This is a genomic window from Pseudoalteromonas sp. JB197, from assembly GCF_002332205.1.
In the GTDB taxonomy this organism is placed as follows: Bacteria; Pseudomonadota; Gammaproteobacteria; order Enterobacterales; family Alteromonadaceae; genus Pseudoalteromonas; species Pseudoalteromonas nigrifaciens.
On record NZ_NRGZ01000002.1, the window covers coordinates 53,347 to 79,430 of the forward strand.

The following is a 26,084-nucleotide window of genomic DNA, read 5'->3' on the forward strand; positions in this document are numbered from 1 at the left end:
TATGAGTGTTAGTTTAATAGCTAACGCTCATACGTTTTTAACTACTTTTTAGCTTGTGAAGCAACGAGCTTAACAGTCGCAACAACATATGTTTTCTTTAACAATAACAAAGCGTAAGTTGCTTAATATGTTGTTTATCGAATAAGTTTACCTCGAGTATCAAAAACAGGTAGAATGCGCCAAATTTAATAGTGATATACAAGGAAAATAATGCATTCATCTACGAAAGAACTCTTACTCGCTGTTTTTTGTATATTGCTCGCTATGGTAACTATCCAATCTGGTGCGTCGCTTGCCAAGCAACTCTTCCCTATTGTAGGCCCTGAAGGGACTACTGCACTGCGTTTAGGTTTTTCTGCCACTATTTTATGCCTGATTTTTAAACCGTGGAAACACTTACCTGCCGCAGGCCAACGATTTCCTATTTTAATTTACGGCCTGAGCCTCGGCGGTATGAACATTTTGTTTTATTACGCCATAGAGCGTATTCCACTGGGTATTGGCGTTGCACTTGAATTTACCGGCCCATTAGCAGTTGCATTATTTTCATCGCGCCGTAAGCGTGATCTATTTTGGGTAGGCTGTGCTATTGCGGGCATTTTATTATTACTGCCTGATATGAAAGGCCAAGAAAGCCTAGATCCGGTTGGCGTTATATTGGCGCTTGCCGCTGGTGCATGTTGGGCAGGTTATATTCTTTTTGGTAAAAAAACCGGTAATCAAGGCTCTGGTGGTGCAACTGTGGCTATGGGTATGACTATTTCGGCCATTGTACTTGTGCCCTATGGCGGAATTTTGCAAGCCTCTTCATTCAGTTGGGATATTATTCCATTAGGTATTGCTATTGCAGTACTCTCAAGCGCCCTGCCGTATACCCTAGAAATGATCACTTTGCGTAATATGTCGTCGCAAGGCTTTAGCATTATGATGAGCCTTGAACCCGCTATTGCAGCACTCGCTGGCTTAGTTATTTTAGGTGAACTACTTAGCATTTGGCAGTGGCTTGCTATTTTATTAGTTATTATTGCCTCGGTTGGTAGCTCAACGTCAAACAGTAAAAAGCAGCCAGTTCCTGCTTAATATTTAATTAAATATTAAGCTACTGAGACACACAAAACCCACGCTATTTGCTTGGGTTTTGCAGTTAAGTTATTCACTATTTTATAGAGGATGGCTGGCCATGTGGGCTTGAGCGCAAATATTGCTTTGGTGCTTGTACTTGCGCGCCCAACTCGGCCGCAGCATGCCAAGGCCAATGTGGGTTATATAAAATCCCCCGCGCTAAAGCGACACCATCAGCACGTTCATCACTAATAATACTTTCAGCTTGCTGCGCCTCGGTAATTAAACCCACCGCTATCACTGGCATATTAACAACCTGTTTAATGGCGGTTGCAAACGGCACCTGAAAATTCTTAGCAACAGGTATATCTTGCTCAGGGCTTAAACCCGCAGTGCTTACATGAATAAAGTCACACCCTAACGCGTCAAGTGCTTTTGCCAGTTCAATTGATTGCGGTAAATCCCAACCACCATCAACCCAATCGGTTGCTGAAATACGTACACCCACCGCTTTATTGCTTGGAAATGCCGTTCTTACAGCTTTAAATACGTCGAGTAATAATCGCATTCTATTTTCTAGGCTACCACCGTATTGATCATCACGTTTGTTTGCCAGCGGCGATAAGAACTGGTGTAGCAAATAACCGTGTGCGCCATGTATTTCTATTAAATCAAGGCCCAACTCGTCAGCGCGCTTTGCCGCATTAACAAAGTCACTTATGAGCGAATCTATATCATCTTGGTTCATCGCTTTGGGAGTGGGGCTGTTTTCATCATAGGCAATGGCTGATGGCGCAACCGTTTGCCAACCATTGAGGTGATCGGGCATAAGTACCCCACCGCCATCCCATGGTTTATCGGTTGACGCTTTTCGACCTGCATGGGCTAATTGAATACCAATAGGCATTGGGCTGTATTGTCTTACGGCCGTTAAACTTTTTGCTAATGCAGCTTGGGTAGTATCATCCCATAATCCTAAATCGGCGTAACTAATTCGCCCTTCGGGATTAACGGCCGTCGCTTCTAAAATAAGTAAACCCGCTCCACTTAAACTCAATTGCCCTAAATGAATGGTATGCCAGTCACTTGCAGCGCCATTGTTGGCCGAGTACTGGCACATGGGTGCAATAATAATTCTATTATCTAGGCTTAACTTACCAAGTGACAATGGTGAAAACAGCTTTGACATTATAAATCCTCATATAACTGACTCACAGCCACAACTAAATTGTGCTGTTCGTGTTATCAATAATTAAACGTGTATTTACAAAGGTTATGGGGGGGAATATTCATTTTTATAGTGTTTATAAAAATATAAGTAATAACGTTTTAAACTATTCATTATCCAGTTTTTATCTATATTAGGCACAATTATTATTTTGGTTGATTTTAAAGCAACGCCTTTGTTTATTTAATATACAGCGTGAAACACTCAAACTCACTTTTATATTTTTATTCTAAAAAAGTGAATTAAAATTCATATTTTTATTTCCATCACTAAAACCCCCTGATACTATTAGCGCTCATTTATAAACACATTTTATTGCACTAGGATCACTTTTATGTTTAAACCAAGCCTGTTAACCTTGGCTATTTCAAGCACACTTTCAAGTGTGGTTTTATTCTCTAATACCGCTTCAGCTCAAGAACAAGTGGTTACAAAAAACAAATCACTTGAAGTTATAGAGGTTACGGCAACACGACGCAGCGGCTCTGTACAAGCAGCACCACTTAATATAACCGCGCTTGACGCTGATGTAATGAAAGATCAAAACATTAGTGAACTTGCCGATGTAGCACGCTGGGTTCCTGGTTTAACAATTACTGATCAAGGTGGCCGCGAAGGTTCACCTATTATTGTACGTGGTTTAAATACTAACTCATCGGGTCCAGCGTCAGATGGCGGCACTGTAGCAACTTATATCAACGAAATTCCGGTAAGTGTTGATATGCGCCTCGTTGATATTGAGCGCGTAGAAGTACTTATTGGGCCACAAGGTACATTATATGGCGCAGGTACATTAGGCGGCGCCATTCGTTACATGCTAAAAGCGCCAGAGCTTGATTTTACCTCAGGCGAAGTTTACGGTGATGTTTTCCAAACCCAAGAAAGTGACTCAGTAGGCGGTGAAGGCGGCTTTATTTTCAACTTACCAATTATTGAAGATACGCTTGCCATACGTACTAGCTTAAACCTATATAAAGATCCGGGTTTTGTAGATTACAATTATGTTGTTCGTGAGCCGGGAGTATCGCTTAGCGATCCTGATTGGAGCAATACTGATGCCGTTAACAACAACCTTAAACAAGTAAAAGATGCCAATGGCGAAACAACCACTACAGGGCGTATATCAGTTCGTTATAAAGCGAGTGAGTCTTTTGAAGGTACGCTTAACTATTTTTATCAAAAACAAGACAGCGAAGGTCGTTCAATTGTTCATAGCAACAGCTTAAATGCAAACAATGGCTTAAGCGATATAATTGGTAAGTACGAATCAGCGTATCGTTACGAAGAGCCACGCGTGAAAGAAGATCAATTACTTAGCCTAGAACTCAAAGCAGACTTAGGCTTTGCAGAGTTAGTATCGGCTACCGGTATATCAAGCTTTGAAGCTGAAGGTCAACGCGACCAAACAGATTTACTGATCCGTCTTGATTATGGCTACGAAGAATTTCCAGCATTTTCAACATTTACCCGCGAAATTGATGAAGTAGATACTTTTACCCAAGAGCTGCGTTTAGTATCACAAAGTGATAGCGATTTTAGTTGGATAGTAGGTGGTTTTTATAATAAAAAAAACACAGATGCATCAAGTAGAGAATTTACACCAGGTTTTGATCAGTTTGCGGTTGATAACTTTGGCGCAACTCAACTTAGACCTGATGCACTAGAGTACCTAGAAATAACGAGCAGCAAAGTAACAGAGTCGGCTCTTTTTGGTGAAGTGGGTTATCAAGTAACCGACAAACTAGATATAACGCTTGGTATGCGCTTTTACGAATACGATGTAAAGTCTAAAGCCGCTTTTGACTTTCCGTTAGCAAATACATTATATGATGGTGCTGGCCCTAACGATATCGCTATTAACTTTGAAGAGAATGCAGCAAGTGATAACGGTAATCTGTTAAAGTTTAACGCAAAGTATCAATTTAATGACACCGTAATGGGCTATGTAACGGTAAGTGAAGGCTTTAGAATTGGTGGTTCAAATGGCTTGGTTCCGTGCCCAGATCCACTTCCTGAGGATCAACAAACAGGCTGTGGTAAACCAGATGAAATGCTATTTGATGCCGATATAACGACCAATTACGAGCTTGGCTTTAAAAGTACATGGTTTAGAAGTCAGTTACACTTTAACGCTGCACTCTTTAACGTAGATTGGGACAATGCGCAAATTACTGGGGCAACCGCAGTGGGGCAACTGCCTTACCTTTCAAACGCTGGCAGTGCTAACGCAAAAGGCATTGAAATTGCTACTCGCGCTATTTTATCAGACTCATTTAGCGCCTATGCAACATACGCTTACACTAAAGCGGAGCTAACATCAGATGCACCATTTTTATTTAACGCCGACGGTACTGATGGCGCTGCAGATGGCGATCGTTTACCTGGTTCACCAGAGCATCAGTTTTCATTAGGTATTAATTACCAAACTGACGTGTTTAACGACAAAACATTAGATATAAACTACGGCTTAACTGCGCAAAGCGACGTTATTTCCAAAGTTGGTTTACGTGATAGTGGTGAAGTACTACCAGGTTACAGCTTAAGTAATATTTCAGCTAAGTTAACAGCAGATGCGTGGTCAACTACATTATATGTTGATAATATGTTTAATAAATATGCTGTTACATCGGTACGTCGCTCAGATGCCGATATTACAAGTGCTAATGGCGCAGAAATACAACGTAACTATGGCCATTACATTAACCGCCCTCTTACGGTAGGCATTAAATTTAACTACAAGTTTGAAATATAATTTAAATTACATTTAAACTGTACTTAATCTATGTCATAAAGGCTCAAATTTATTTGAGCCTTTTTATTTATACGAGCTAACTATAACTATGCCCCCTAGCCTAAAACAGTTACATCAAAGTGCCATAAATTACTTAAACCAAGGTGATGTGCAACAAGCGCATAAAGCTTTAGTTGAACTTGTTACCCAAAAACCAGACTTTGCAGACGGCTATTTTTTATTAGCTATGGTAAACCTGCAAGTGGGGCAAATTTACAAAGCCATTCAGCTGATTGAAAAAGCGCAAGGTTTCAAAGAAAGTGTTGAATACACAGCGCAACTGGCAAAATGTTACGCGCTAACAGGGCAACTACAAAAAGCCAAAGCAACCGCATTAAGTGTTGCACTTAGCAAAATAACTAAAGCGCTGGATGCAGACACTTTAGGCGTTGCACTTACACAAGCGGGTTTACACGAACAAGCAATAAATTACTTTGAATGCGCGTTAACGCTTTCAAATAACAAACAAACTCCGCAAGCACAGTTTTTTTATAATTTTGGTGTTTGCGCTAAGTTTTTAGGCCTTTTTGAGCAAGCTCAAAATGCGTTTGAAAATGCTATTACTCTAAAACCATTACATCACCAAAGCCACTTTGCATTGAGCGATTTAACTAAAGCAAGCACGCAAACTAACCATATTAAGCGCTTAAAAGCAGTTGCTGAACAGGTTACTCACCCCGATGCAAAACTACATATTGGCCATGCATTAGCAAAAGAATATCAAGATATTGGCGCATTTTCGGATGCTTTTATAGCACTGCAACAAGGTAAAGCCGATAAACTTAAAAACAGCCCATTTGATAACGAGGGATCAGCGGCTTTATTTGTACATATTAAAAAGTTAAGCCTTGAGCATAATAAGCTAAACGCCTCAGGTAACCCAAGCAAGGAGCCTATTTTTGTTTTAGGTATGCCGCGCTCTGGCACTACCTTAGTAGAGCGTATTTTATCAAGCCACAGCGACGTGCAATCTGCAGGCGAACTGCAAGACTTTGGCCTGTGTGTTAAAAAAATAAGCCAAACTACCTCGCAGCACGTGCTGGATAACCAAACCCTGAGTAGCGCTTATCAAATGAACTTTGAGCAACTTGGTACTCATTACTTAAATGCTACCCGCGTAGTTACAGGCAATAGTAAACACTTTATTGATAAACTCCCTTTTAACTTTTTTTATATTGATTTAATAACTAAAGCATTACCTAATGCAAAAATAATTTGCCTGCTACGCGATCCAATGGACACCTGTATTGGTAACTATCGCCAACTATTTAGTATTAATAACCCTTATTACGCTTATTCGTTAGACTTACTTGATACCGCTAAATTTTATAGCCGTTTTTATAAACTAATGCAGCATTTTCAAAGTTTGCATAAAAATACAATAAAATTAGTTCAGTACGAGGAATTAGTAGCGCAGCCCGAAGCGCAAATTAAAGATTTAGTTAAGTTTTGTGATTTAGCGTGGCAACCGCAGTGTATTGATTTTCATTTAAATACAGCGCCGGTTTCTACCGCCAGTAAAGTGCAGGTTCGCCAACCACTCAACAACAAAGCTATTGGCCGCTGGCGTGCATTTAAACCACATACAAATGAAATACAGCAGTACTTTAAAGCGCAGGGAATAGGAGTGAAATAACAGCTAAATTACTCAAGGTGAAAGGGAAAGCGTTAAAACAAAAAACATTTTGCTTTATACGGGCTCAGGCCGCGATTAAGTTAACCTTTGTTTTATTGAATTTAACTGCAACGGTTTGATGTCTAGCTACTAAACGCTAGACATCAGCTTAATTTAATTAAGTTTAAGCATCTTCGTCAACGTCTCGAATACGATCTAAGCGCTCCAGCTCTTCTTCACGAGCGGCTTCAATTTCTTCAAGTATTGCATCAACATCTGCGGCTTCACTGTTATCTTCAAATTCACCTGTTAAAGTGGAGTTAGCCGTTAAGTTAGCCTCAGAAAACAATGCCCACATTTCTTTGGCGTATTGAGTTTGCAATAAAGCTGGGGCATATTCGCCGTAATAACGGCGCATATTATTAACATCGCGAGCAAACATTGCTTCGGCGCTATTATTCGCTGCGGCATTAACGGCTTGCGGTAAGTCGATAATTACAGGGCCTTTGCTGTCAACCAATACATTAAATTCTGATAAGTCGCCGTGGATGATACCTGCACACAACATTAATTTAATGTAATGCATCATTAAGCTATGCTGCCTAATCGCCTCTTCTTCACTAAGAGCTACATTACCTAACTGCGGGGCAACGTCGCCGCTATCATCGCACACTAGCTCCATTAGCAACACACCATCAATACAACCGTAGGTGTCGGGTACACGTACACCGGCACTCGCTAAACGTGATAGCGCATCAACTTCGGCATTTTGCCAAATTTCTTCTTCTAATTGGCGACCATAACTTGAGCGTTTACCCATAGCACGCGCTTGGCGCCCACCACGAACTTTACGGCCTTCTTGATATTGTGCGGCTTTTTTAAAACTACGTTTACTGGCTTCTTTATAAACTTTAGCGCAGCGAATATGATCGCCACACTGCACTACAAAAACATCGGCTTCTTTACCGCTCATAAGCCTGCTGAGTACGTCATCAATTAAACCATCATCAACTAGCGGTTGTAGGCGTTTAGGTATTTTCACAGGTTTTCTGCTAAATAAAAGGCGCTAATAACATTTATTTTATTAACTTGGTTATGGTTGTCTAGGTGGTTCAAACGAGGTGTTACCTTTGCGGATTAAGTGCGGTTATAGAGTAGTAGCAAGCAGTAATAACATTTAAGTGTAAACTAAGCAGCTACATATATGTGGCTAGAATAAGCGACTCAAGCGTAAAAGCCAACCGCATTTTATAATTTTTCAGCTTTTTTAAACAAACTTTAATACTGGCTGCATTTACTGCAATAAAATTGATGCCTAACTACAATAAATAATGGCTATTTAGTATATAGCCATTATTTATTTTTTAAAAAGAAGTCATTAAATAGCTAATTAAAGCACTTAAAACTGCCATGCTAAAGAAGCCCAATAACGACGTCCGTCTTCTACATAACCATACTCTACTTCGCTAATTTCTTTATCAAATAAGTTATAAACCCCCACGCCTAATTTAATGTTGTTACTTAATTGATAATTTGCACCTAAATCTGCTGTGGTATAGCTTGGAGCAATTAAGCTACTTTGCGATGGCCCAGTTGTAGGTTGGCTTTCTTCCCCGCGATAGTGCATACGTGCCCATGCACTAAATGCATCGCTTAAAACCCAATTAACAGAGGTTTGCAGTAAGTGTGTTGGTAATTGATTTAATGGGCTTCCTGCATAAGTGCCCGTTTTTTGCTCCGATTCGGTGTAAGTATAATTAGCGCTTGCACTTACTTTACTGCTTAGTTTAAACGATGCTGATAGCTCAAATCCTTGTGTTACTGCTTCATCTACATTTACGTAGGTTGTTGGGTCTGAACCAAATTCATTTGGACCGTCGGTGCATTGAGTTAATGGGCAAGCTATACGTGATATTTTATCGTCAAACTGATTATAGAAAACAGTGGCCGAGGTACTGAACTTTTCACCTTTATCGTAATAAACACCTACTTCATAATTTATTGATTTTTCAGGCGCTAAATTCGCATTACCATATATATTACCGCCACGACTAACCTGCCCCCATTCTGGCGTAGTTGCTCGTAAACTAGGTGCTTTAAAACCGGTAGATACACCTCCTTTAACGGTTAAATTATCGCTCACATTAAGCACACCATATAAACGTGGGCTAATATGGCCGCCAAAGTTACTATCATGGTCGTATCGAATACCGCCGGTTAATGCAAATAACTCGCTAGTTCGCCATTCATCTTCGCTAAATATAGACCATTGCTCGTTATCTATTTGCGATACATCACTTAATTTGTTGCTGGTATGATCGGTTAAATCTTCTTTTTTATAGGAAGCGCCCAATGTCGCATTATGCTCACTCGCAAGCGGAATACTCCACATCGTTTGTGCATCAGTATTTTTAATAAGCATTTCGCGTGATTTATTATTGTATTCATCGTACTTTATATAGCTATTAGAACTACCAAAGTCATAATAACCATTATGGCTTACCGAGATGGTTTTTTGCTCGTATTGTGTAGTTGTTGATTCCGGGCAACCACGGCGGCCACACTTTTCCCCTGGAGCAAGTGGCGCAATTGTTTTACCCACAGTCGCATCTAACGTTTGTTCAGCACGACCAAGCTCTAATGTAACCTCGTGATTTTTATTAGGTGTTACTATAAACTTAGCTTTAAGATTATTTTGTTCTTTGCCTCTAAAACCAGCTACTAGGTCATCTTCATCGCGTTTTGTAAATTGCCCGTATAGCTGCACTCCAAGTAGTTCATCAACTAATGAGCCCGCTGTAAAAAAGTTAGCTTGGTTAATGTTCCCAGACTCATTACTTTGTTGAATAGTACTATCTAAACGCACCTCGCCGTACCACTGCTCAGGTGTTTTACGAGTAATGATATTGATTACCCCGCCTATCGCATCAGAGCCATATAAAGATGACATTGGACCGCGAATAACTTCTATACGTTCAATGGCCCCAATAGGCGGTGTCCATGCCCCCTCAACGCCTGGGCCGTCGCTGTTTGGCCGTGTTTCGCGCGATGTTTGTCGTTGGCCATCTATTAATATTAATGTATAGCCATTAGCCATGCCGCGCAAACTAATATCTTTTCTGTCGCCACCGCCAGTCACTATAACGCCGGGCACGTCTGTCATAGCGTCGGTTAAATCACGGTAAAAACGACTCGCTAACTCTTCTCTATCAATCACACTAATAGATGCTGGTGCATTTTTAATTAGCTGCTCATACCCTGATGCAGTGACCACCATCACTTCCATATCATCGTTTATTTTATTTGCTTGCGCATAATTTGTAAAGGTAAATAAAATTGCGGCACTTAAAGGCAATAATTGTCGACTTGCGGTGTTCATATTTGTTTCCCGTGTTAGAATTGCTTAATTGATAATGATTAGCATTTGCGATATTAAGGGTAAGTGCATTGCCGAGCAATATAAGTATGCTAATAATTAAATTAAGGAAAACTTAATTACTATGAATATCAAGTTAACACGCTCTTTAACTATGTTTGTGCGCATAGTAGAAACAAACAGTATGAGCTTAGCTGCTAAACAATTAGGCATGACTACTTCTGCTGTAAGTCAGCAAATTAAAACATTAGAACAAGAGGTTGGGTTAAACTTATTCAATCGTAGTCCACGATCATTAAGCTTAACTGAAGCGGGTGATATTTATTATCAAAGCTGTAAAAAGCTGCTGCAAACAGCAGAGCAGACTAAACAAAAACTACAGTATTTAACCGGTATACCAAGTGGCAAACTTAAATTAGTTGCCCCTGTTGGCTTTGGCGCTGGGTTACTTTCTGAGCCATTAAAACGCTTAATAGAGCTACATCCAAAATTAAACATAGAACTAATTTTAACAGATGAACCTATTGATATGCTTAAAGAAGGAGCCGACTTAGCATTGTGTATTGGCCCACTTAACGACTCAAACTTAATAGCCCGAAAATTAGCCCAATGGCCTTATGCTCTTTGTGTTAATGCGACACACCCTTTAGCAAAAAATGATCAATGTATTGAACAATTAAACCAGTACGTTCATATAGCTCACAGCCATTTAAACTATCAATTATTTAAGCCAAACAGCGCACCATACACACTTAATGCTCCGCGTATAAAAGTAAATAATATGCAATCAGTTATTCAATTAGTATGCGATGGATTAGGTTATGCAATGCTACCAGAGCCAGAAGTGCGCGAACGCATTAAAAACAAAGAGTTAAAGCAACTTCATAAAGACTGGCAACGTTCAAACTACACTGTGTATGCAGTAACGCCAAAACGAGATTTTATTGCTGCAAAGACTTATGCGTTACTTGATATTTTAAAAAAGCACTTCGCTGAAGTCACCTTAGGCACTAAGCACCACTTATAACAATGAGCATTGTTGTTATATATAACAAATGATAACAGCCAGTTAAAAATAAAAACGAAAAGAGTTTAAATTTTATTCGACTCTAGTATTGAGTTAAATTAGATAATGTTTACAATATCAATAAGGTGCTGCTTAATTAATATAAAATAAATTTCTCGTTTTTATTAATGCTATGCGCTCAGACACATTAACTATTATTTAGGAACTTTTCTGAGTGACTCCAGCACAACATTCAGCATTATTTGCAGCCCAACAACAGATTATAGAGCAGATCGCATTAGGTGTAGAATACACCTGTGCCTGCATACTATCTGCGAGAAAATTGAAGCAATAATTGACTCTAAAAATGCTAAAAGCTCGATTTTAACTCTAGAGGGCAACCAACTTCGCCACGGTGCTGCGCCTAAACTCTCTTCTGAATATTGCCAAGCAATAGACGGTGTTACAATTGGAGATAATGTAGGCTCATGTGGCACTGCAGTGTACACAGAGCAACAAGTTATTGTTAGTAACATAGCTACTAGCCCACTTTGGGCTAATTATAAAACTATTGCATTAGCACATGGTTTGCAAGCGTGTTGGCCTACTCCTATTTTTTCCTCAGACAACAAAGTGCTCGGTAGTTTTGCCGTTTATTACACCCATCCAAACGCACCAACCGCATTGGATTTAAAGCTTATTGAACGCTTTACTCATTTATCGGGCCTAGCAATAGAAAAAGCGCGCTCTGTCGCAAGAGAAAAAGCACTTAGTTTAGAGCTACAACGTTCTAACGATAAGTTAAAAGCATTTATTGAAGTGATCCCCGATTTAGGAATCATTTTTGATGAGCAAGCGCGGTATATTGAAAGTTATGGTGCTAGCAACGAGCTACAATGTAATAGCTTAAGTAATGAGCAACGCATAAGCTCACTGCCATTAGGTGATCCTAATAAAGAAATCTCTATCATTACTAAAACACTGAAAACAGAGCAAGTACAGCTGTACGAGTACGAACTTAATTGTATGGGTAACCGACATATTTTTGAAGCTAGAACATCAGTTATTAATAACTACCTACTTGATGAGCCAAATAAAAAACATGTTTTATGGATGATACGCGACATTACCGAGCGTAAACTTGCTGAAGAGCAAGTTAAAAAGTTGGTGTTTTACGACCCATTAACCACATTGCCTAATCGCCGCATGCTAACCGACACGCTTGAATTGATGATCAGCGAATCTAAAAAGCAGCTTTCATTTGGCACTCTATTGTTTTTAGATTTAAATGACTTTAAGCGCATTAATGATTCATTAGGCCATGTTATCGGTGACGAGGTTTTACTAGAAGTTGCTATGCGGTTAAAAACCGTTATTAAAAATGCAGGTATTATTGCGCGAATTGGTGGCGATGAATTTGTAATTTTACCTAAGCACCTAAGTAGTAATAAAAACAATGCACAAAGCCAGGCAATAGTGTGTGCCAAGCAAATACTCGACTGCTTCAAAAACCCATTTAAAATAAACAACTGTAGTTATAAAATTACCGTCAGTATTGGCATTAGTTTTATTGAAGGCCCAGACACAACAAGCAACGATGTACTAAAGCGGGCCGATACAGCTATGTATAGCGCCAAAAAATTTGGCGGCCATCGTTTTGCGTTTTACGCTCCGGCACTGCAACACGAATTAGACTTACGTTTACAGCTAGAAAGCGACATTATAACTGCAATAAAAGAAAAGCAGTTTGCGGCTTACTTTCAGCCGCAACTTGATTGCCAAGGTAATATTATAGCCGCGGAGGCATTAATTCGCTGGATACACCCTATAAAAGGCATTATATCACCCTACTACTTTATTCCTGTTGCGGAACAATCTGGTCTGATTGATCAATTGCAAAGCAGTGTACTGTTTGACGCCTGCATGTTAATTAAAACGCTAGAGCAAACACAGCAACTTCATGATTCATTTTGTGTTGCTATTAATATTAGCGCCTGCCAATTTATAACACATTCCTTATACAACAATATTGTTAGTATTGTAGATGCGTTTGGTATATCTCCTACAAGATTTAAACTGGAGATAACCGAAAGCATTTTACTAGATGACATGGCTGAAAATATTGCACAAATGCAGCAGCTCAAAGCTAAAGGGTTTAGGTTTTCGATTGATGATTTTGGCACTGGTTATTCATCGTTAGCCTATATACACACTTACCCCGTTGATGAGCTAAAAATAGATAAAAGCTTTATTGATAAAATACATGAAGGTAATAGAGGGTCTGCCATTGTAAGTACTATAATCTCACTTGCGCACAACCTTGGCTTTAATGTTATTGCCGAAGGCGTTGAAACCGCAGAGCAAGCTAAAACACTCGCACAACTTAATATTACCGGTATGCAAGGCTATTATATGGCTTATCCTATGCCCGCAGCTGAGTTTATTTCTTGGTTAAAACAACAGCTTAACAGTTAGTAACAGCAAAGAATAAGAAGCGTAGCGCCCCCCTAACCTCTTTATAAATAATTTACTTAAAACTATGTTTGCAAATGTATTTTGGCCTTTTTGAACCTCAAAGTGGTTAAAGTAAACTACCCATCGACGCCACTTCGTGTCGAACAATGGGTTTTCTCGGAGTTTTTTGGATAAAATAACGTGTCTGGTTTTATTTCTAACTGAAACTTACTGTGACACGTTAAAGTTTTATTCTGATTTATTAGCTATTTTTTGTAAATTCTCGTGAATTTTGAATAAAACGATAAGTAGTTCACACCAAATTCTAGCGCCAATTACACCACCAACAATAATACCAAGCCCAGTCCAAAAACCACCACCGTACTGCATAAACATAGTACTTACACCAGAAATTACAGCACCTAGTAACATTAACCAATATACAAAAGTAATGATTTTAGGTGTCAGCATAGATTCAAAGAAAAAAATATCTTTCATTTTTTAGTCCTTTTTAAAATAGTCAGTAAATTTTTATTTCACAAAAAATGAGCGCTTACTAGCCCTCATAGTTATTATCTAGCTAGCCTTAATAAAGCTAACTGGCTGTATATTTAATTAAAGCTAATTACGCTATTAAATTAAAAATTAGGTGTCGCAGTTACTTATTTAAATTATCGAGTTCTTTTTCTAAGTCTTTCATTGCTTTTTGCGCTTTGAACTCTTCGTAAAGCGCTTCGCGTGAACCGGGATCTAAACGTTTACCTGATTTAGCCACTAGGTTATTAAAGGTATCTTGTGTGTTGCTCATTACTACTAAGGTACAAAGTTGTTTTTTACCATCTAAACGTGCAAATGCTACTTCTTGAGGTATAGCGCCAACAAGACTTTGCTCTGCAACTTGTTTACTTACTTGCTCAAATGTACCACCTACATTTAGCTCATCATTACTTTGCGCTTTACGTTGATATAGACGGTCCATAACACTTGCTTTTACTTGTATTTGCTGCGATAAATCTGCACGCGCTGCTGCAATTGCCTGCGCTCTGTCTGTAGACATACTGCCCGACCAAGGTACACATGACGAAGAAGCTAAACCTTTATCTGATACAGGTAGAAGTACCCAATTTGGTACTGAATCATTTTTAGCAAGCGGTGCTGATTGCGTTTTCTCTGTACTTGAACACGCACCTAACGCCAAAGCGGCGATTACTGGTAATAACTTTTTCATATTTAAATTCCTTTCAATTGTGCTTGATAATATGCGGTGCGTTTAACCACCTTTTGTAAATAATTACGGGTTTCTTGTGCAGGTAAGTTATTCACCATATAGGCATAAATCTTATCTGCCGACATTGCATTAGCAGCAATACTTGCCTGATTTAGTGAGTTTGAGCCGCTGAGAGTTTTAGCTACATTGCCTGGGCCAGTATTATATGCGGCTATGCTCATATACAGTCTTGATTGCTCGTTACGTACATTTTTAAAATAGCGATTACTTAAAATATGCAGATAAGTACTCCCTGCTTCTACGTTATTATCTGCCTTAAATAAATACTCAGGGCTAAGCAATAACGGCTTACCTTGCAAGAAGTTACTTACATCTTTACCCGCAGAGGTAGGCACTATTTGCATTAAACCAAATGCAGGGATAGGTGAGCGTGCCAGTGGGTTAAAGCTCGACTCAGTATGTATTATGGCTAACAATAAGGCTGGCTCTAAGTTATAACGCGCAGCTTGTACTTTTACCTCTGGCAAATAACGCTTTGCTTGGTTTGAAAGCGTATTAGCAGGCAATTTGTAGCTAATTGTCACCCTATCTTTTTGCTTAGTTATTACAGGAGCCTTTGCAGCTAATACCTCTTGTACAATTTCTGTAGAGAGCACTGTTTGCTCAGCTACTTTTTTAGATTGAGTAGCGGTTAGTGGTTTACTTTGCTCAACCTTGTTATTTAAGGGCTTGCCTGTTGAGATAATGCTTTTACTGTTAAGTGTGTTATTTGCTGTAATATAAATTGGATCTTTGGCAAGCGTTTTATCTACGGTTACCTGTGAGAGCTCGTTTAACTGCTCTTTTGCATATTCAACTGCTTGCTCATCGCTTTTGCTACTTAATAACTCAACAACCACTTCACCGCTTTCAAAGTTTACACTGGTGCGTTTATTTAAATCGTCACTATATTTGACCCACACTTTTGAGCTAGGTAGGTTTGGGTCTTGCCATTTCGCAGTTATTTGTTTTAAATAAGCACTCTCAGCATCACGCCAGGCACTCACAAACGCTTCAAACTCTTGCTTTTGTTGTTGTTCGTACTGACTAAACTCACTTTGACGCTGCTTTAAAAAAGCCTCAAATTCGGCTTCATCACTTGTTTTGGCTAGGCTATTTAAGCTTAAAGTAAGGCATGCAATAGTACTTAACCTTAGTAAGTATTTACCTTTCAAGTACACTTTTTATATCCTTATAAATTAAAAGTAGCTGCTTAAATCATCTGCGCTTTGCTGCTCATATTCAGCCTCTGCGGCTAAACCTAAACGTTTACAATCAATACTTTCACACTGTTGCATTAATGAAATGACTTGTTGGTAGCGCATGTCTTTAAACCATACTTGCGCCACAGACACTTTCGCGTCATCAAGTTTAAGTTCATCGGCTACTAAGTATTTATCTAGGTAAGCTAGGCGCTCGCTTTGCGGTGATTGGTCGGCAACAAGTGCAACGGCATCAGATATAGTCGATGGGTGAGCCATTGCTATTTTAAGTAATGCACGCAAGTTATTTTTATCTTGCTGTTTGCCTACTTGCCATGCTGCTCTAATTGCTAAACCTGCCTCGTTTATGTCTGCAGCAGCAGGGGTAACAATACCTGTACAGGTTAGCCATTCTTGCTGTTTTTCTTGCTTATACCCCGTAACCTCAGCTTCAATAAAACTCACCGATTCTGGTAAGGTAATATTAAGCTTATTAGCTAAGGTACTTTTTATAATACTGCGCTCAGGCAGGGTCAATGCATTACGACATGCCTGCTCAAGCGCATTTTTTGCACTCGATTTTAACGCCTTAACTCGGGCGTATTGACCATTAGCCTGACTTTTAAAAAAAGCAGTTTGCTGTTCAATTGTTTGCTCTGAGTCGAAGGTGGCCGAAGCCACCAACGAAAGCGCTAAAATAGATGCTAGCATTAAAGCTCCTCTTCACTCGCTACTTTACCCGAAGCACCTTGTGGATTAGCCGCTTTTTCGTTTAACCCCCCCACCGCTTTAATTTTATGACCTGAACGACTCATACCATTTACTGTATTGCCGTTATTGCCTGTCATTTCTTTAGCTGCTTGACGTGCCGTTGCTTCTAAGCTTGGCGCATAAACAGCAACGCTGTACTGCCAAAAGCCGTCATCGCTTGCAAAGCTTTTTACACTCACACCTGGTGGTAATTTACCTTTAGACAATGTTGCATATTCATCAGACATTTTTAATTGGTTTAAAAATGTATTTCTATCCTCTTCTAGCACTTTTACTTGCTGTGGATCATTTAGGTTAGGATCATCGTATTCAAACTGCTGGGTACCTTCCATTTGCTTTTCGTCAAAGCTACCTTCCCAATATACTTTCTCTCCTTGCATAGTGGCTAAAAGCGCTGAGCGTGCACGCGTTTGCGATTGTGATTTAGCAGCGCCTTTTAATTTACGTGCCACTTTATTATTTTTATTACCACGTATTATTGCCGAACCATAACCTAGTACTATTACTTCTCCGCTATCGGCGTTAGTTAACACTTTTGCGCCAACCGGCGGTAAAACACCTGATTTAACATCACTAATTACTTGTTGAAAAATAGCATTTGGCTCTGTAGTCACAGCAACTGCACCACGATTACCTTTTATTTGCGAGCGTGTTTTAGGTGTCGATATTAAACTAACGCGTACTCCTTTTTCTTCATTGTTATCGTACACATCATAAGTAACAAAACCTGCTAAAGAACCCGATACCGACTCCTTACACGCTTCCATCATATTTGTTTGCTCGTTTGCAACACCCTCAACACCGGTATCTATTACATCCATTGTTGCACTTACTACATTGCTACATTGGTGCTCAACACCTTTCATGTTTTCTATTAATTGCTTTTTAGCAATTAAATAAGCCTGATTATAAGCGCCTCGTTTTGAAAGCAATGTCGCATTCATGTTGTCATAAGTGTTATAGCTAGCACTACCAATTGATAAAATACCAGTACCACTGCCTACTTGAATCATTTTTATGCCGTCTTCATCGTCATCAATCAGCGCTTGATGGGCAACAGCTACCGCTACATTAGTATCTTTTGCAACCACTACATCGCCCGACACTTGGGCTTGATCTGCGTTAGCTACTTGTGCACCAGGGCGAGCTGGGATCATGTCTGTTAAACTAAATTCTTCAGCTGCAATTGCAGGCATAGCTAAAACCATTGCTAATGTTAATATTTTCAATTTCATCATCTGTCCTTATTTGTACCTGAGTGTAAAGTCGTTTTCGATTGTAATTTTAGAAAGTGTTTTTGCGGTAATCGTTGCTAATGCTTGATCAAGTGCATGGGCAAGCTCACCGGTATTACCTTTGTATCTAAGGCTTGCAACTGTATAGTCACTGCGCTTATCGATAGCTACGTCGCTTACACCACCTAAAGTGCTTAATACAGCATGCAATTTTTCTGGTTGCGTTAATTTATTACTTGGCAACAGAACTTCTCTTACTAATCCGCCTCTTGCAACAACTTGAGTAAACGCAGTATTAAGCGTACTGTGCAGTGCTTTTGACTGCGATTCATTGGCTAAATGTACTGCCATTAAATCTTTTTCTACGTAAGGGTCATCAGGCAAAGACATAAATGAAGGATCGTTTTTCCAATTCCCATAAATGTTGCCAGCTAAATCTCGCACATTAACACTTAAGCGAAGTTGACGATTATTACCACGTTTAATAACATCAGATTGTGCATAAATCACTAAACTCGCCGCACCACCTACTTCAATACCTTGCTCACTCAACCAAACTTTTAACTCTGTTTTTAATGGCTCAGGAGCGATTACTTGTACTCTAGGTGAGCCAATCATACTCAACAATTGCGATGCCTGCTGAATTAGCGGTGCTTTTTCGACTACCGCCATTATCGTAATTTCTACGCCACCATTTTTTAGCTGCTTACTTTGGAGCGTTTGCCACTCTTTAACCAACCCTTCGCTATGACTAGAAAGCTGCTGGCCAATCAACTCCTGCATATTGGTTGACTCATTACCGTCAACAATATTCATACTCATGCTTGATGATTGCGTGTGTTGCTGCGTAAGCCAAACCCCCACCACCTGAGATACAGCTCTTTGTAATGCATCTTGCTCAGCATTAATTAATGCTGTTTTACCTTCTTTTTTCCAGCCTTGACCTATTACTGTCACACTTATATCTTGGGTCGCTTGTTGCCAGCTTTGCTCTTGTATTTCACCTAATTCTTGTGGGTTAAGGCTTACCGTCATGCAAGTGTCGTTACCACTGAGTGTTGGCGCTGAGTAATTTAAAGGAACTGCACCTGCACTTAAACCTTCGATCATAGTAGTGCGTTGCTGCTCATATAAACTGGCGGCATCATCTGTTAAATTGGTTGTTAAATGCTGCTGTGCGCTTTGCGTTGTCAGGCTTTTATTACCTTTAATAAAACTTATAAGCTCAGCACTGGCCTGCGCTTTTGCACCAGAAATAGCAGTGCCACCTCGTCCATACGCACACGCCTGGGTTTGTAATGTTCCATCCGCTAAAACATCCACTTGTGCTTGTACGCTTAAGGAGCATAACGCTAATAAGCAAAGCTTTTTGATCATGTACGGTTCTCCAAAAATCCAGCTGGTGTGCCTACCGAAACTGCAAATATTTTTGCACCTTTTGCTGGGCGATAAATACCATTTTTAGCTTTACCTTTAACGTCATCTGCAATATCAGAATCTTTCCAGCGGATAATTTCGCCTTGAGCACTGTTACTAGAAGGCATGACACTCGCAACGCCAATTGGCTCCACAAAACCCGCTTCATAACTAAAAACAATCATAGTTTCGTTAGGTAATACCCCGGCATTTTGGCCACGATCAAGGCTAATTTTATTTCCTTTAATACCTAACACTTGTGCTGTTGCAGGCATTTCACTGAGCATACGGGTAAGTAAAATATCAATACCGCGCGAGCCCATATCATTGATTACTGCATTTACATGGGCACTATCATCAAATCGAAAACCAGCAACATAACGATTATTTACTCGGTGAAACTTCAATTCTGAGCGTTCGCGCACGTCTTCTGACTTAACGCGGATTTTTCCAAGATTAGGATGCGATAGTTTTTCCCGTGTTTGAGGGTTAATCACCCCAGTGGTAAGCTCTAGCGTGTAATTGGCCCAATCGCTGTAACCCCCTTCGGTTTTTAGTGTTCTGAGTGAATCTATTTTTACAATAAAATCTGGCATTAATGCCCTTACTTCAGCTCTTTTAGCGGCCGCATTTGTACCCTGTTGCTCTAAAAATATTTGCTGTTCTTTGGAAATTGTATCGTCATCGCGAGTAATAATTCTAAAGCGGCTAATACCGGCAAACTGGTTTTCGAGCATAAAGAGTAAATTTTCATTATCGAACTCACGCATTGCATCTACACCAATGCCACTGCCAGCTACTTGAGCTAAGTCAAAATACATACGTACTATGGGCTTTTTCAGTGGGCAGCTTTCGGCCTCATTATTAACATCAAAGGTGCAACGCTCTAGCCCTTGAGTATCAAAATAGGCAGGAATGGTAATATCGTGATCTTTAAAGTCGTAGGCACTTTTAGCAACAACCGCATTCGATGCACGATTACTTACTTTTTCTACTTGCGTACTGCTGCCAGGCTTTGTTTGACAACCAGCTAATAAGGCAAGTGTTAATGCTGACAGAGTTAATTTTTTTACTAATTTCATTATTATTCCTAAATATCAAACAGCCATTGGCTAGCAGGCGCTTTAAGTTGTTGCACTAAGTTTTGAATCACTTTTTGTTTGGCATTTTCACGCGTAGCGGCACTTTCTTGGGCATTTAAATCGTGTTGCAATAACACTTTAAAAGGGCTAGTGCTGCGTGTTAGTGCTAGTGATAAAATGGCTTTTGCAGAGTGTTTAGTTGTAGTTTGCGCGTATTGCCAACGTAATTGTGGACGAAGCCATAGTTGTGTGTCGCCACTGTGAGGTAATGCGTCGTTTAAAGCAGATTTAATTTCGTGTGCGCTGATTGCACCAATCACATCGCACGCAACTGCATTAAGTGCAATTGACTGTTCGGTTAATAAATTATTCAGTGTTGATTTAATCAACAACTCAGAACCTGATAAATGCTCCAAAACTGCTAACTTTTTTATCGCTTGGTTTAGTAAACCACTATTTTGCAGTGCCCAAATAAAACGTTGCTCAGCATTTTTTTCTGGAGGGGTAATTCGCGATAGTACCGATAAATCAGATTTTAACGTTTTTACTATAACCGACTTTTTAACACCCATTTTTAAAGCAAATAAGTTGTTTTGTGCAACTGCATTTAACTGCTCAATCCCCGTTAATGTAAACGGTAAACTATTGAGTGTTGTTGCTTGCTCAAAATAGCTGGCTAATTTATTGTTTTGCTTGCTCAACAACTGTGTTTGCTGGGTGCTCACATCAACACTGAGTTGGGTTACAATCTCGGCTAAAGCCGCTTGCTTTGCAGCTAAGCGGCTTTCACCAATACCCACCGCAGTAATGTATTCATCACTTTGTTGCGATTGAACTACCCAAACAGGCCAGCTTTGCGCTGAGCTTGTACAAGCAAATGCCAATAAAAAGGCAAAAATGCTTGTTTTCATTAACCTTTCGCTTCTAGCTCTAGCTGTAACTCATTAATTGATGAAATAGTCGCTTGCTCTAATTCAATAATTTCATTCGCTTCTAATGCTAGCGAAAGCTGATCTTTTGCTTTTAACAATGCCACACCAATATCTTTTGGATTTTCTGCTTCATCTTCCTCACCAGCAAACATACCCATCATACTACTGCCAGCACTTAGCGCTAATGCCATCGCTACTTCATTTTTATATTGAGATAAAATATAAGCAGACTTTGCAACTTCAACGGTTAAGTCGGTAGCAAGTGCGACGTTTTGTTGATATATACTTTCGTTTGCTTGGTTATAGGCAGCAATTTTATGACCAATTTTTTCATCTTTATTTTTTGCACCCGCATCAAATTCAGTTATAGCTGTTTGTAACTCTTCAGGTGTTGCATCTTTGTATGCATATAAAAAAGCTTGAACATCACGATGATTATCAGTAGACGTACGGTACTGACCCATTACTTTATATTGGCGCTCAAGCACCATAGCCGATGCATTTAGAAATTCATTGATGCCTGGCACAATGTCTACCGGGTGTTGGTAACCAAGTGTATCCATGCGTGTAGATAACTCAGCAACAACAGCGTTACGATCTAAGTCACCAGAAGTATCAGCTGTAGACACACAGCCAGCAAAAAGAGGAGCAAAAATAAGCGCAGAAAGGATAGTTTTTTTCATGTGGCAATTTCCTGTACATTTAAAAGGCAAGAAAGCATGTAGCTAAGCCGTTGACTTAATTCATTCTTCCTTGAATATTTTGTTAGAATTACCGAATTTGTTACAAATTGCAATACAGAAAGTTAAGAAACTTTTATTGTTTGTAATTAAAATAGCAACAAATGTAACCACAGCAAGGCGTTCAGCTGAGGTTAATACTTTCAGCTCATTTTTACATAATCAATGTTTTTTACCCATTTTAGGAGCTAATAACAAAAGAAAACTACTTTTTTAATATTGTAATGCCGAGTAATTAATCTATTAAAGCACTACCCCAAAGCCAGCCATACACCAACGGCGACCATTAAACTGCCCGCAATGCGATTCATCCACTGGATGTTATTACCGCGCGTTAAAAATAATCGTAAGCTTTTTCCACCTGTTGCATAAGCCAACATACTTAAAAATTCGGTAACCATTATTACACTTAACAACACTAATAGTTGCGGGGCTACGTCATGTTCAATGCTTATAAATGGTGGTAGTAATGAGATCATAAACGCCCAGCCTTTTGGGTTGGCTATTGCAGTTACAAAGCCTTGCGTAAACAGCGACTCGCGACTTACAGCTGTGGCATTGCTGGTATTTACCGACATTTTTCCTTTAGAACGCCACATATTTATACCAATGTAAATTAAGTATGCACCGCCTACCCACTTTAAAATAGCAAACGCCTCAGGATAATTAAGCATAATACTCGCCACGCCTAGCACTGCAGCAACGGCAACACTAGCAACGCCGAGTAGCTCGCCAAGCATCATCCATAAAGTGCGCCGCACGCCAATACTCATGCCTAGCGTCATGGCTAACGTCATACACATACCTGGGGTGATCGAAACAAAAAAGAAGGTGGGAATAAATACCGCGAGTACAGTTATATCAATCATTTAAAACTCGTAATGGGTTAAAGACAAAGTTGTAATAGGTTCTAGGCGAAAGGGTAAAGGAAAAAGAGCTAAGGTGAAAGATAAATGATATCAGTAAGTAACAAAGAACAGTTTTAGGCTTTAGGCTCTAGACCCAATACTCAAAGCCTTTTTCTTCCTCTAAAGCGAAGCGCCCTCTTTGTGGATACATTATTTAAAAGTATTTTTGCATAAAGAGCAGTAAATGAAAGGAAATGAGAAGCAAAAGCCAATACTTATTCTGGGATTAATTTATGTAAAACGTTAATTTTTCCATGTCAGCAAGCTGCGCGTCTACAAGGAAATTAACCATGCCTAGTAAACGTTACGCGGGCTCCCTTTAGCAGCAAAGCAGTTCATTGCTCAGCCCTTAGCCACGGCTCGAGGTCCGTTTTCACACTAGAGCGCAGCCCCCTCTTATCCTCCTTGAGAATATACTTTTTCGCACTGCGTGCGCGCGATGGCAAGCCACTCGCCTACAAGTTAACCCAAGTGCCGTGAGGTTTAGAGTGGATCTTCTTGCTCTCACAGCATAAACACGTACTTTACTACTGCCTCGGTGTTGGCTCTGCCACTTGCTCCGTTGTTACCTTTTCCGGCTCAGCCTCTTCATCCATTAACAGGTATTTGTTTAGCCACTGTTCTTGCTCCCACAATACATGCAGTAAGCTTTTACGAGCACGATAACCATGTGCTTCATGGGGCAGCATGACTAAACGCGCTTCTTTACCTAAGCCTTTTAACGCGGCGTACATACGCTCACTTTGCATTGGAAAAGTTCCAGAATTCGGATCTTCTTGCCCGTGAATCATCAACATTGGCTCGTTAATTTTTTCGGCATGAAAAAAGGGCGACATGTTTGCGTACACATCTTGGGCTTGCCAAAAGTCGCGCTCTTCGCCTTGAAAGCCAAACGGCGTTAAGGTGCGATTATACGCGCCACTGCGGGCAATACCGGTTTTAAATAAGTCACTATGCGCTAATAAGTTAGCCACCATAAATGCACCATATGAATGCCCTGCTATGGCAATATTGTTTTTATCAGCAATGCCTTTTTTAACCAATACATCTACGGCAGCTTGTGCGCTGGCCACTAGTTGCTTTCTAAAGTTATCGTTTGGTTCAGTGCCCTTAATACCTACAATAGGCATTTTAGGATCGTCAAATACCGCAATACCTTTAGCTAAGTAAGGCATCGGGCCCCAGTAACCAATAGAGGTAAACTCATAAGGCGATTCACGCACTTGAGAAGCGACTGCTTTGTCTTTATATTCAAGCGGGTATGCCCACATTAATACAGGTAGTGGGCCTTGAGTTTTATCATAACCTGGTGGTAAATAAAGTGTGCCTGAAAGCTCAACACCGTCATCTCGGGTATAACGTAATTGCTCTTTTGTTACGCCTTTAAATGCAGGGTAAGGGTGCTCAAAATTAGTAATTTGAGTTAAATTTTGTTTATTTAAATCACGAATAAAAAAGTTAGGTTGCTCTGTTTTAGACTCTCTAATAGTAATAAAACGCTTACCTTCGTCATCAAGTAACGCACGAACACGCTCATAATAAGGTGCCGCTGATTGCCACAAACGTTTGCTGCTATTAGTTTTTACATCGTATTGGTCTAAAAACGGCACATTACCTTGCTCTGATGCGCCATTACCGCGTAAAAATAGATAGCGTCCGCCAACCACTTTTATTACCTTGCTGCCTAAATCATTGCGCTCATATAGTGCTCTACCAGGGTCTTTGTAGGCATCGTTGTAACTACGCTCTGAAAATAATATGCGGTTTTTATCAGCATCACGTGGGGCAATAATATAAGTACGCACTTGGCGGTCACTAAAGCGCCAATCGCTGAGCATAGCAATATTATCGTTACCCCATTCTATACCCGAATAACGACGCTCTACTTTAGCAAACAGTTTAGGCTCGCGCTTAAACGGTGCACGTAAGCTGTAAATAAAGTCGTGATATTCAACATCGGTTTTCATATCACCACCATCTTGCGCTTCAGCCCAAATAACCTCTGCACCTTGATCGGCTCGCCACTCAAAGTCACGTCTGCCAGTACGTACACTGTCGTAGCCTTGTGGAATATTATCGGCTAATGGTTGTTTTGCCAGCTCAACTAATGAAAAACCACGCATTCCCCATATTTGCCATGTTGTAGCAAAGCGGTTGTATGGAACTTGATACGAAAATGGCTCGTTTATGCTTGCCACTAATATATTGGTTGAGTCGGGTGATACTGAAAATGACTTAAGCAACGCAGGGCGGCCAATCGGTTGCGCATGTCCATCAAGCGTTATATAGGCGAGTTGCCCTTGGCCATAAAACTTAAACTGCGCCTCATCAAACGGACCGGTTAATAAGTTTTGATAAGTACGTACAGGGGCTTTTTCGCCGCTACTTTGCTGAATAACAGGCACAGTACTTTGACTATCATTTTGTAACCTGGTTTTTCCTAAATTAACGGCTAAATTTGCAACCAAGGCACTGCTATCGGGTAGCCATTCATAGGGGGATGCAGTAAGGACAGAGCTTAGCGCAATTGAGTTTAGCTCATTAGCTTGTTTTGTTTTTACATTGTATAACCATAAACGCGCATCATTTTTTTGCTCAACCACAAAGGCTAAGTACTCACTATTTGATGACCACTTTGGCGCGCGAATAATACCTTGTGGCAAGTTATTAATATTAATAACCGTACCACTTTGTACGTGTTTAATTTGCACCGCACTGTATTTTGCACTTACGCGTGAGCGTGAAAAGTTTGCCGGGTTGAGTTTAATACCCGCCAGTTTAAGCTCCTCTTTTGCCAACTCATCTAGCGACACAACACGTTTGCGCTCAAACAATGCCAGCCATTGGCCATCGTCTGACAAACTACTGGTGGGCGATAACTTAGCATCTACTAATGCAGCAAGTTCAGCCGATGGCGTTTGATATCCTTGCTCTGCATAGCTCATTGGCAGTAATGCAATACAGCCAATAAAGGCAACTAACAGCCTAAAAGCGTTCAT

19 protein-coding genes are annotated in these 26,084 nt (G+C 40.0%); 5 read left to right on the top strand and 14 right to left on the bottom strand.

Annotated features, from left to right (window positions below; genetic code table 11):
* Positions 1–210 precede the first annotated feature (210 nt).
* Entirely contained in the window at positions 211–1,080 is an 870-nt protein-coding gene (locus CIK86_RS15505; RefSeq protein WP_086994576.1) for a DMT family transporter, read from the top strand.
* Positions 1,081–1,156: 76 nt separating this feature from the next.
* On the opposite strand, the gene CIK86_RS15510 is transcribed toward CIK86_RS15505, so the two are convergent.
* A complete protein-coding gene (locus tag CIK86_RS15510; protein ID WP_086994578.1) occupies positions 1,157–2,251 on the bottom strand; it encodes an NADH:flavin oxidoreductase/NADH oxidase in 1,095 nt (364 codons plus the stop codon).
* A gap of 373 nt (positions 2,252–2,624) precedes the next feature.
* On the opposite strand from CIK86_RS15510, the gene CIK86_RS15515 reads away from it, so the two are divergent.
* On the top strand, positions 2,625–5,042 hold the full coding sequence (locus CIK86_RS15515) for a TonB-dependent receptor (protein WP_086994581.1): 2,418 nt from the start codon (positions 2,625–2,627) through the stop codon (positions 5,040–5,042).
* An 88-nt stretch (positions 5,043–5,130) separates the two neighbouring features.
* Positions 5,131–6,717 carry a sulfotransferase family protein gene (locus CIK86_RS15520; protein ID WP_086994584.1) on the top strand — a complete coding sequence of 529 codons (1,587 nt, stop codon included), beginning with the start codon at positions 5,131–5,133 and terminating at the stop codon, positions 6,715–6,717.
* Positions 6,718–6,880: 163 nt separating this feature from the next.
* On the opposite strand, the gene CIK86_RS15525 is transcribed toward CIK86_RS15520, so the two are convergent.
* A complete protein-coding gene (locus CIK86_RS15525) occupies positions 6,881–7,738 on the bottom strand; it encodes a PA4780 family RIO1-like protein kinase (protein WP_041454909.1) in 858 nt (285 codons plus the stop codon).
* A 357-nt stretch (positions 7,739–8,095) separates the two neighbouring features.
* A complete protein-coding gene (locus CIK86_RS15530; RefSeq protein ID WP_086994588.1) occupies positions 8,096–10,075 on the bottom strand; it encodes a ligand-gated channel protein in 1,980 nt (659 codons plus the stop codon).
* 121 nt (positions 10,076–10,196) lie between these two features.
* Here CIK86_RS15530 and CIK86_RS15535 point away from each other — a divergent pair, with 121 nt between their 5' ends.
* Entirely contained in the window at positions 10,197–11,099 is a 903-nt protein-coding gene (locus tag CIK86_RS15535; protein WP_086994591.1) for a LysR family transcriptional regulator, read from the top strand.
* A gap of 309 nt (positions 11,100–11,408) precedes the next feature.
* Positions 11,409–13,553 carry an EAL domain-containing protein gene (locus tag CIK86_RS15540; protein ID WP_254910719.1) on the top strand — a complete coding sequence of 715 codons (2,145 nt, stop codon included), beginning with the start codon at positions 11,409–11,411 and terminating at the stop codon, positions 13,551–13,553.
* A 228-nt stretch (positions 13,554–13,781) separates the two neighbouring features.
* Here CIK86_RS15540 and CIK86_RS15545 read toward each other — a convergent pair whose 3' ends face one another.
* From CIK86_RS15545 to CIK86_RS15595, 11 genes are all read right to left on the bottom strand, one after another.
* Complete coding sequence (locus CIK86_RS15545; protein ID WP_086994598.1) at positions 13,782–14,030, bottom strand: DUF4282 domain-containing protein; 249 nt, start codon at positions 14,028–14,030, stop codon at positions 13,782–13,784.
* A gap of 160 nt (positions 14,031–14,190) precedes the next feature.
* Entirely contained in the window at positions 14,191–14,760 is a 570-nt protein-coding gene (locus CIK86_RS15550) for a hypothetical protein (protein WP_086994601.1), read from the bottom strand.
* Between the two features lie 2 nt (positions 14,761–14,762).
* Positions 14,763–15,980 carry a murein transglycosylase domain-containing protein gene (locus CIK86_RS15555; RefSeq protein WP_086994604.1) on the bottom strand — a complete coding sequence of 406 codons (1,218 nt, stop codon included), beginning with the start codon at positions 15,978–15,980 and terminating at the stop codon, positions 14,763–14,765.
* Positions 15,981–15,998: 18 nt separating this feature from the next.
* Complete coding sequence (locus tag CIK86_RS15560) at positions 15,999–16,712, bottom strand: hypothetical protein (protein WP_086994608.1); 714 nt, start codon at positions 16,710–16,712, stop codon at positions 15,999–16,001.
* Positions 16,712–18,007, bottom strand: coding sequence for a hypothetical protein (locus CIK86_RS15565; RefSeq protein ID WP_086994611.1), 1,296 nt, complete (start codon positions 18,005–18,007; stop codon positions 16,712–16,714). Before CIK86_RS15565 ends, CIK86_RS15560 begins: the two co-directional genes overlap by 1 nt.
* A gap of 9 nt (positions 18,008–18,016) precedes the next feature.
* The gene (locus tag CIK86_RS15570; protein ID WP_086994614.1) at positions 18,017–19,384 is read right to left on the bottom strand and encodes a hypothetical protein; all 1,368 of its coding nucleotides are present in this window, start codon (positions 19,382–19,384) and stop codon (positions 18,017–18,019) included.
* Positions 19,381–20,505: a hypothetical protein gene (locus CIK86_RS15575; RefSeq protein WP_086994617.1), complete on the bottom strand. Its 1,125-nt coding sequence runs from the start codon at positions 20,503–20,505 to the stop codon at positions 19,381–19,383. The genes CIK86_RS15570 and CIK86_RS15575 overlap by 4 nt, the downstream gene beginning before the upstream one ends.
* A gap of 8 nt (positions 20,506–20,513) precedes the next feature.
* Positions 20,514–21,416, bottom strand: coding sequence for an LPP20 family lipoprotein (locus CIK86_RS15580; RefSeq protein ID WP_086994620.1), 903 nt, complete (start codon positions 21,414–21,416; stop codon positions 20,514–20,516).
* Positions 21,416–22,120, bottom strand: coding sequence for a hypothetical protein (locus tag CIK86_RS15585; RefSeq protein ID WP_086994623.1), 705 nt, complete (start codon positions 22,118–22,120; stop codon positions 21,416–21,418). The genes CIK86_RS15580 and CIK86_RS15585 overlap by 1 nt, the downstream gene beginning before the upstream one ends.
* 308 nt (positions 22,121–22,428) lie before the next feature.
* The gene (locus CIK86_RS15590) at positions 22,429–23,046 is read right to left on the bottom strand and encodes a LysE family translocator (protein WP_086994626.1); all 618 of its coding nucleotides are present in this window, start codon (positions 23,044–23,046) and stop codon (positions 22,429–22,431) included.
* A gap of 566 nt (positions 23,047–23,612) precedes the next feature.
* A complete protein-coding gene (locus CIK86_RS15595) occupies positions 23,613–26,084 on the bottom strand; it encodes a prolyl oligopeptidase family serine peptidase (RefSeq protein ID WP_086994629.1) in 2,472 nt (823 codons plus the stop codon).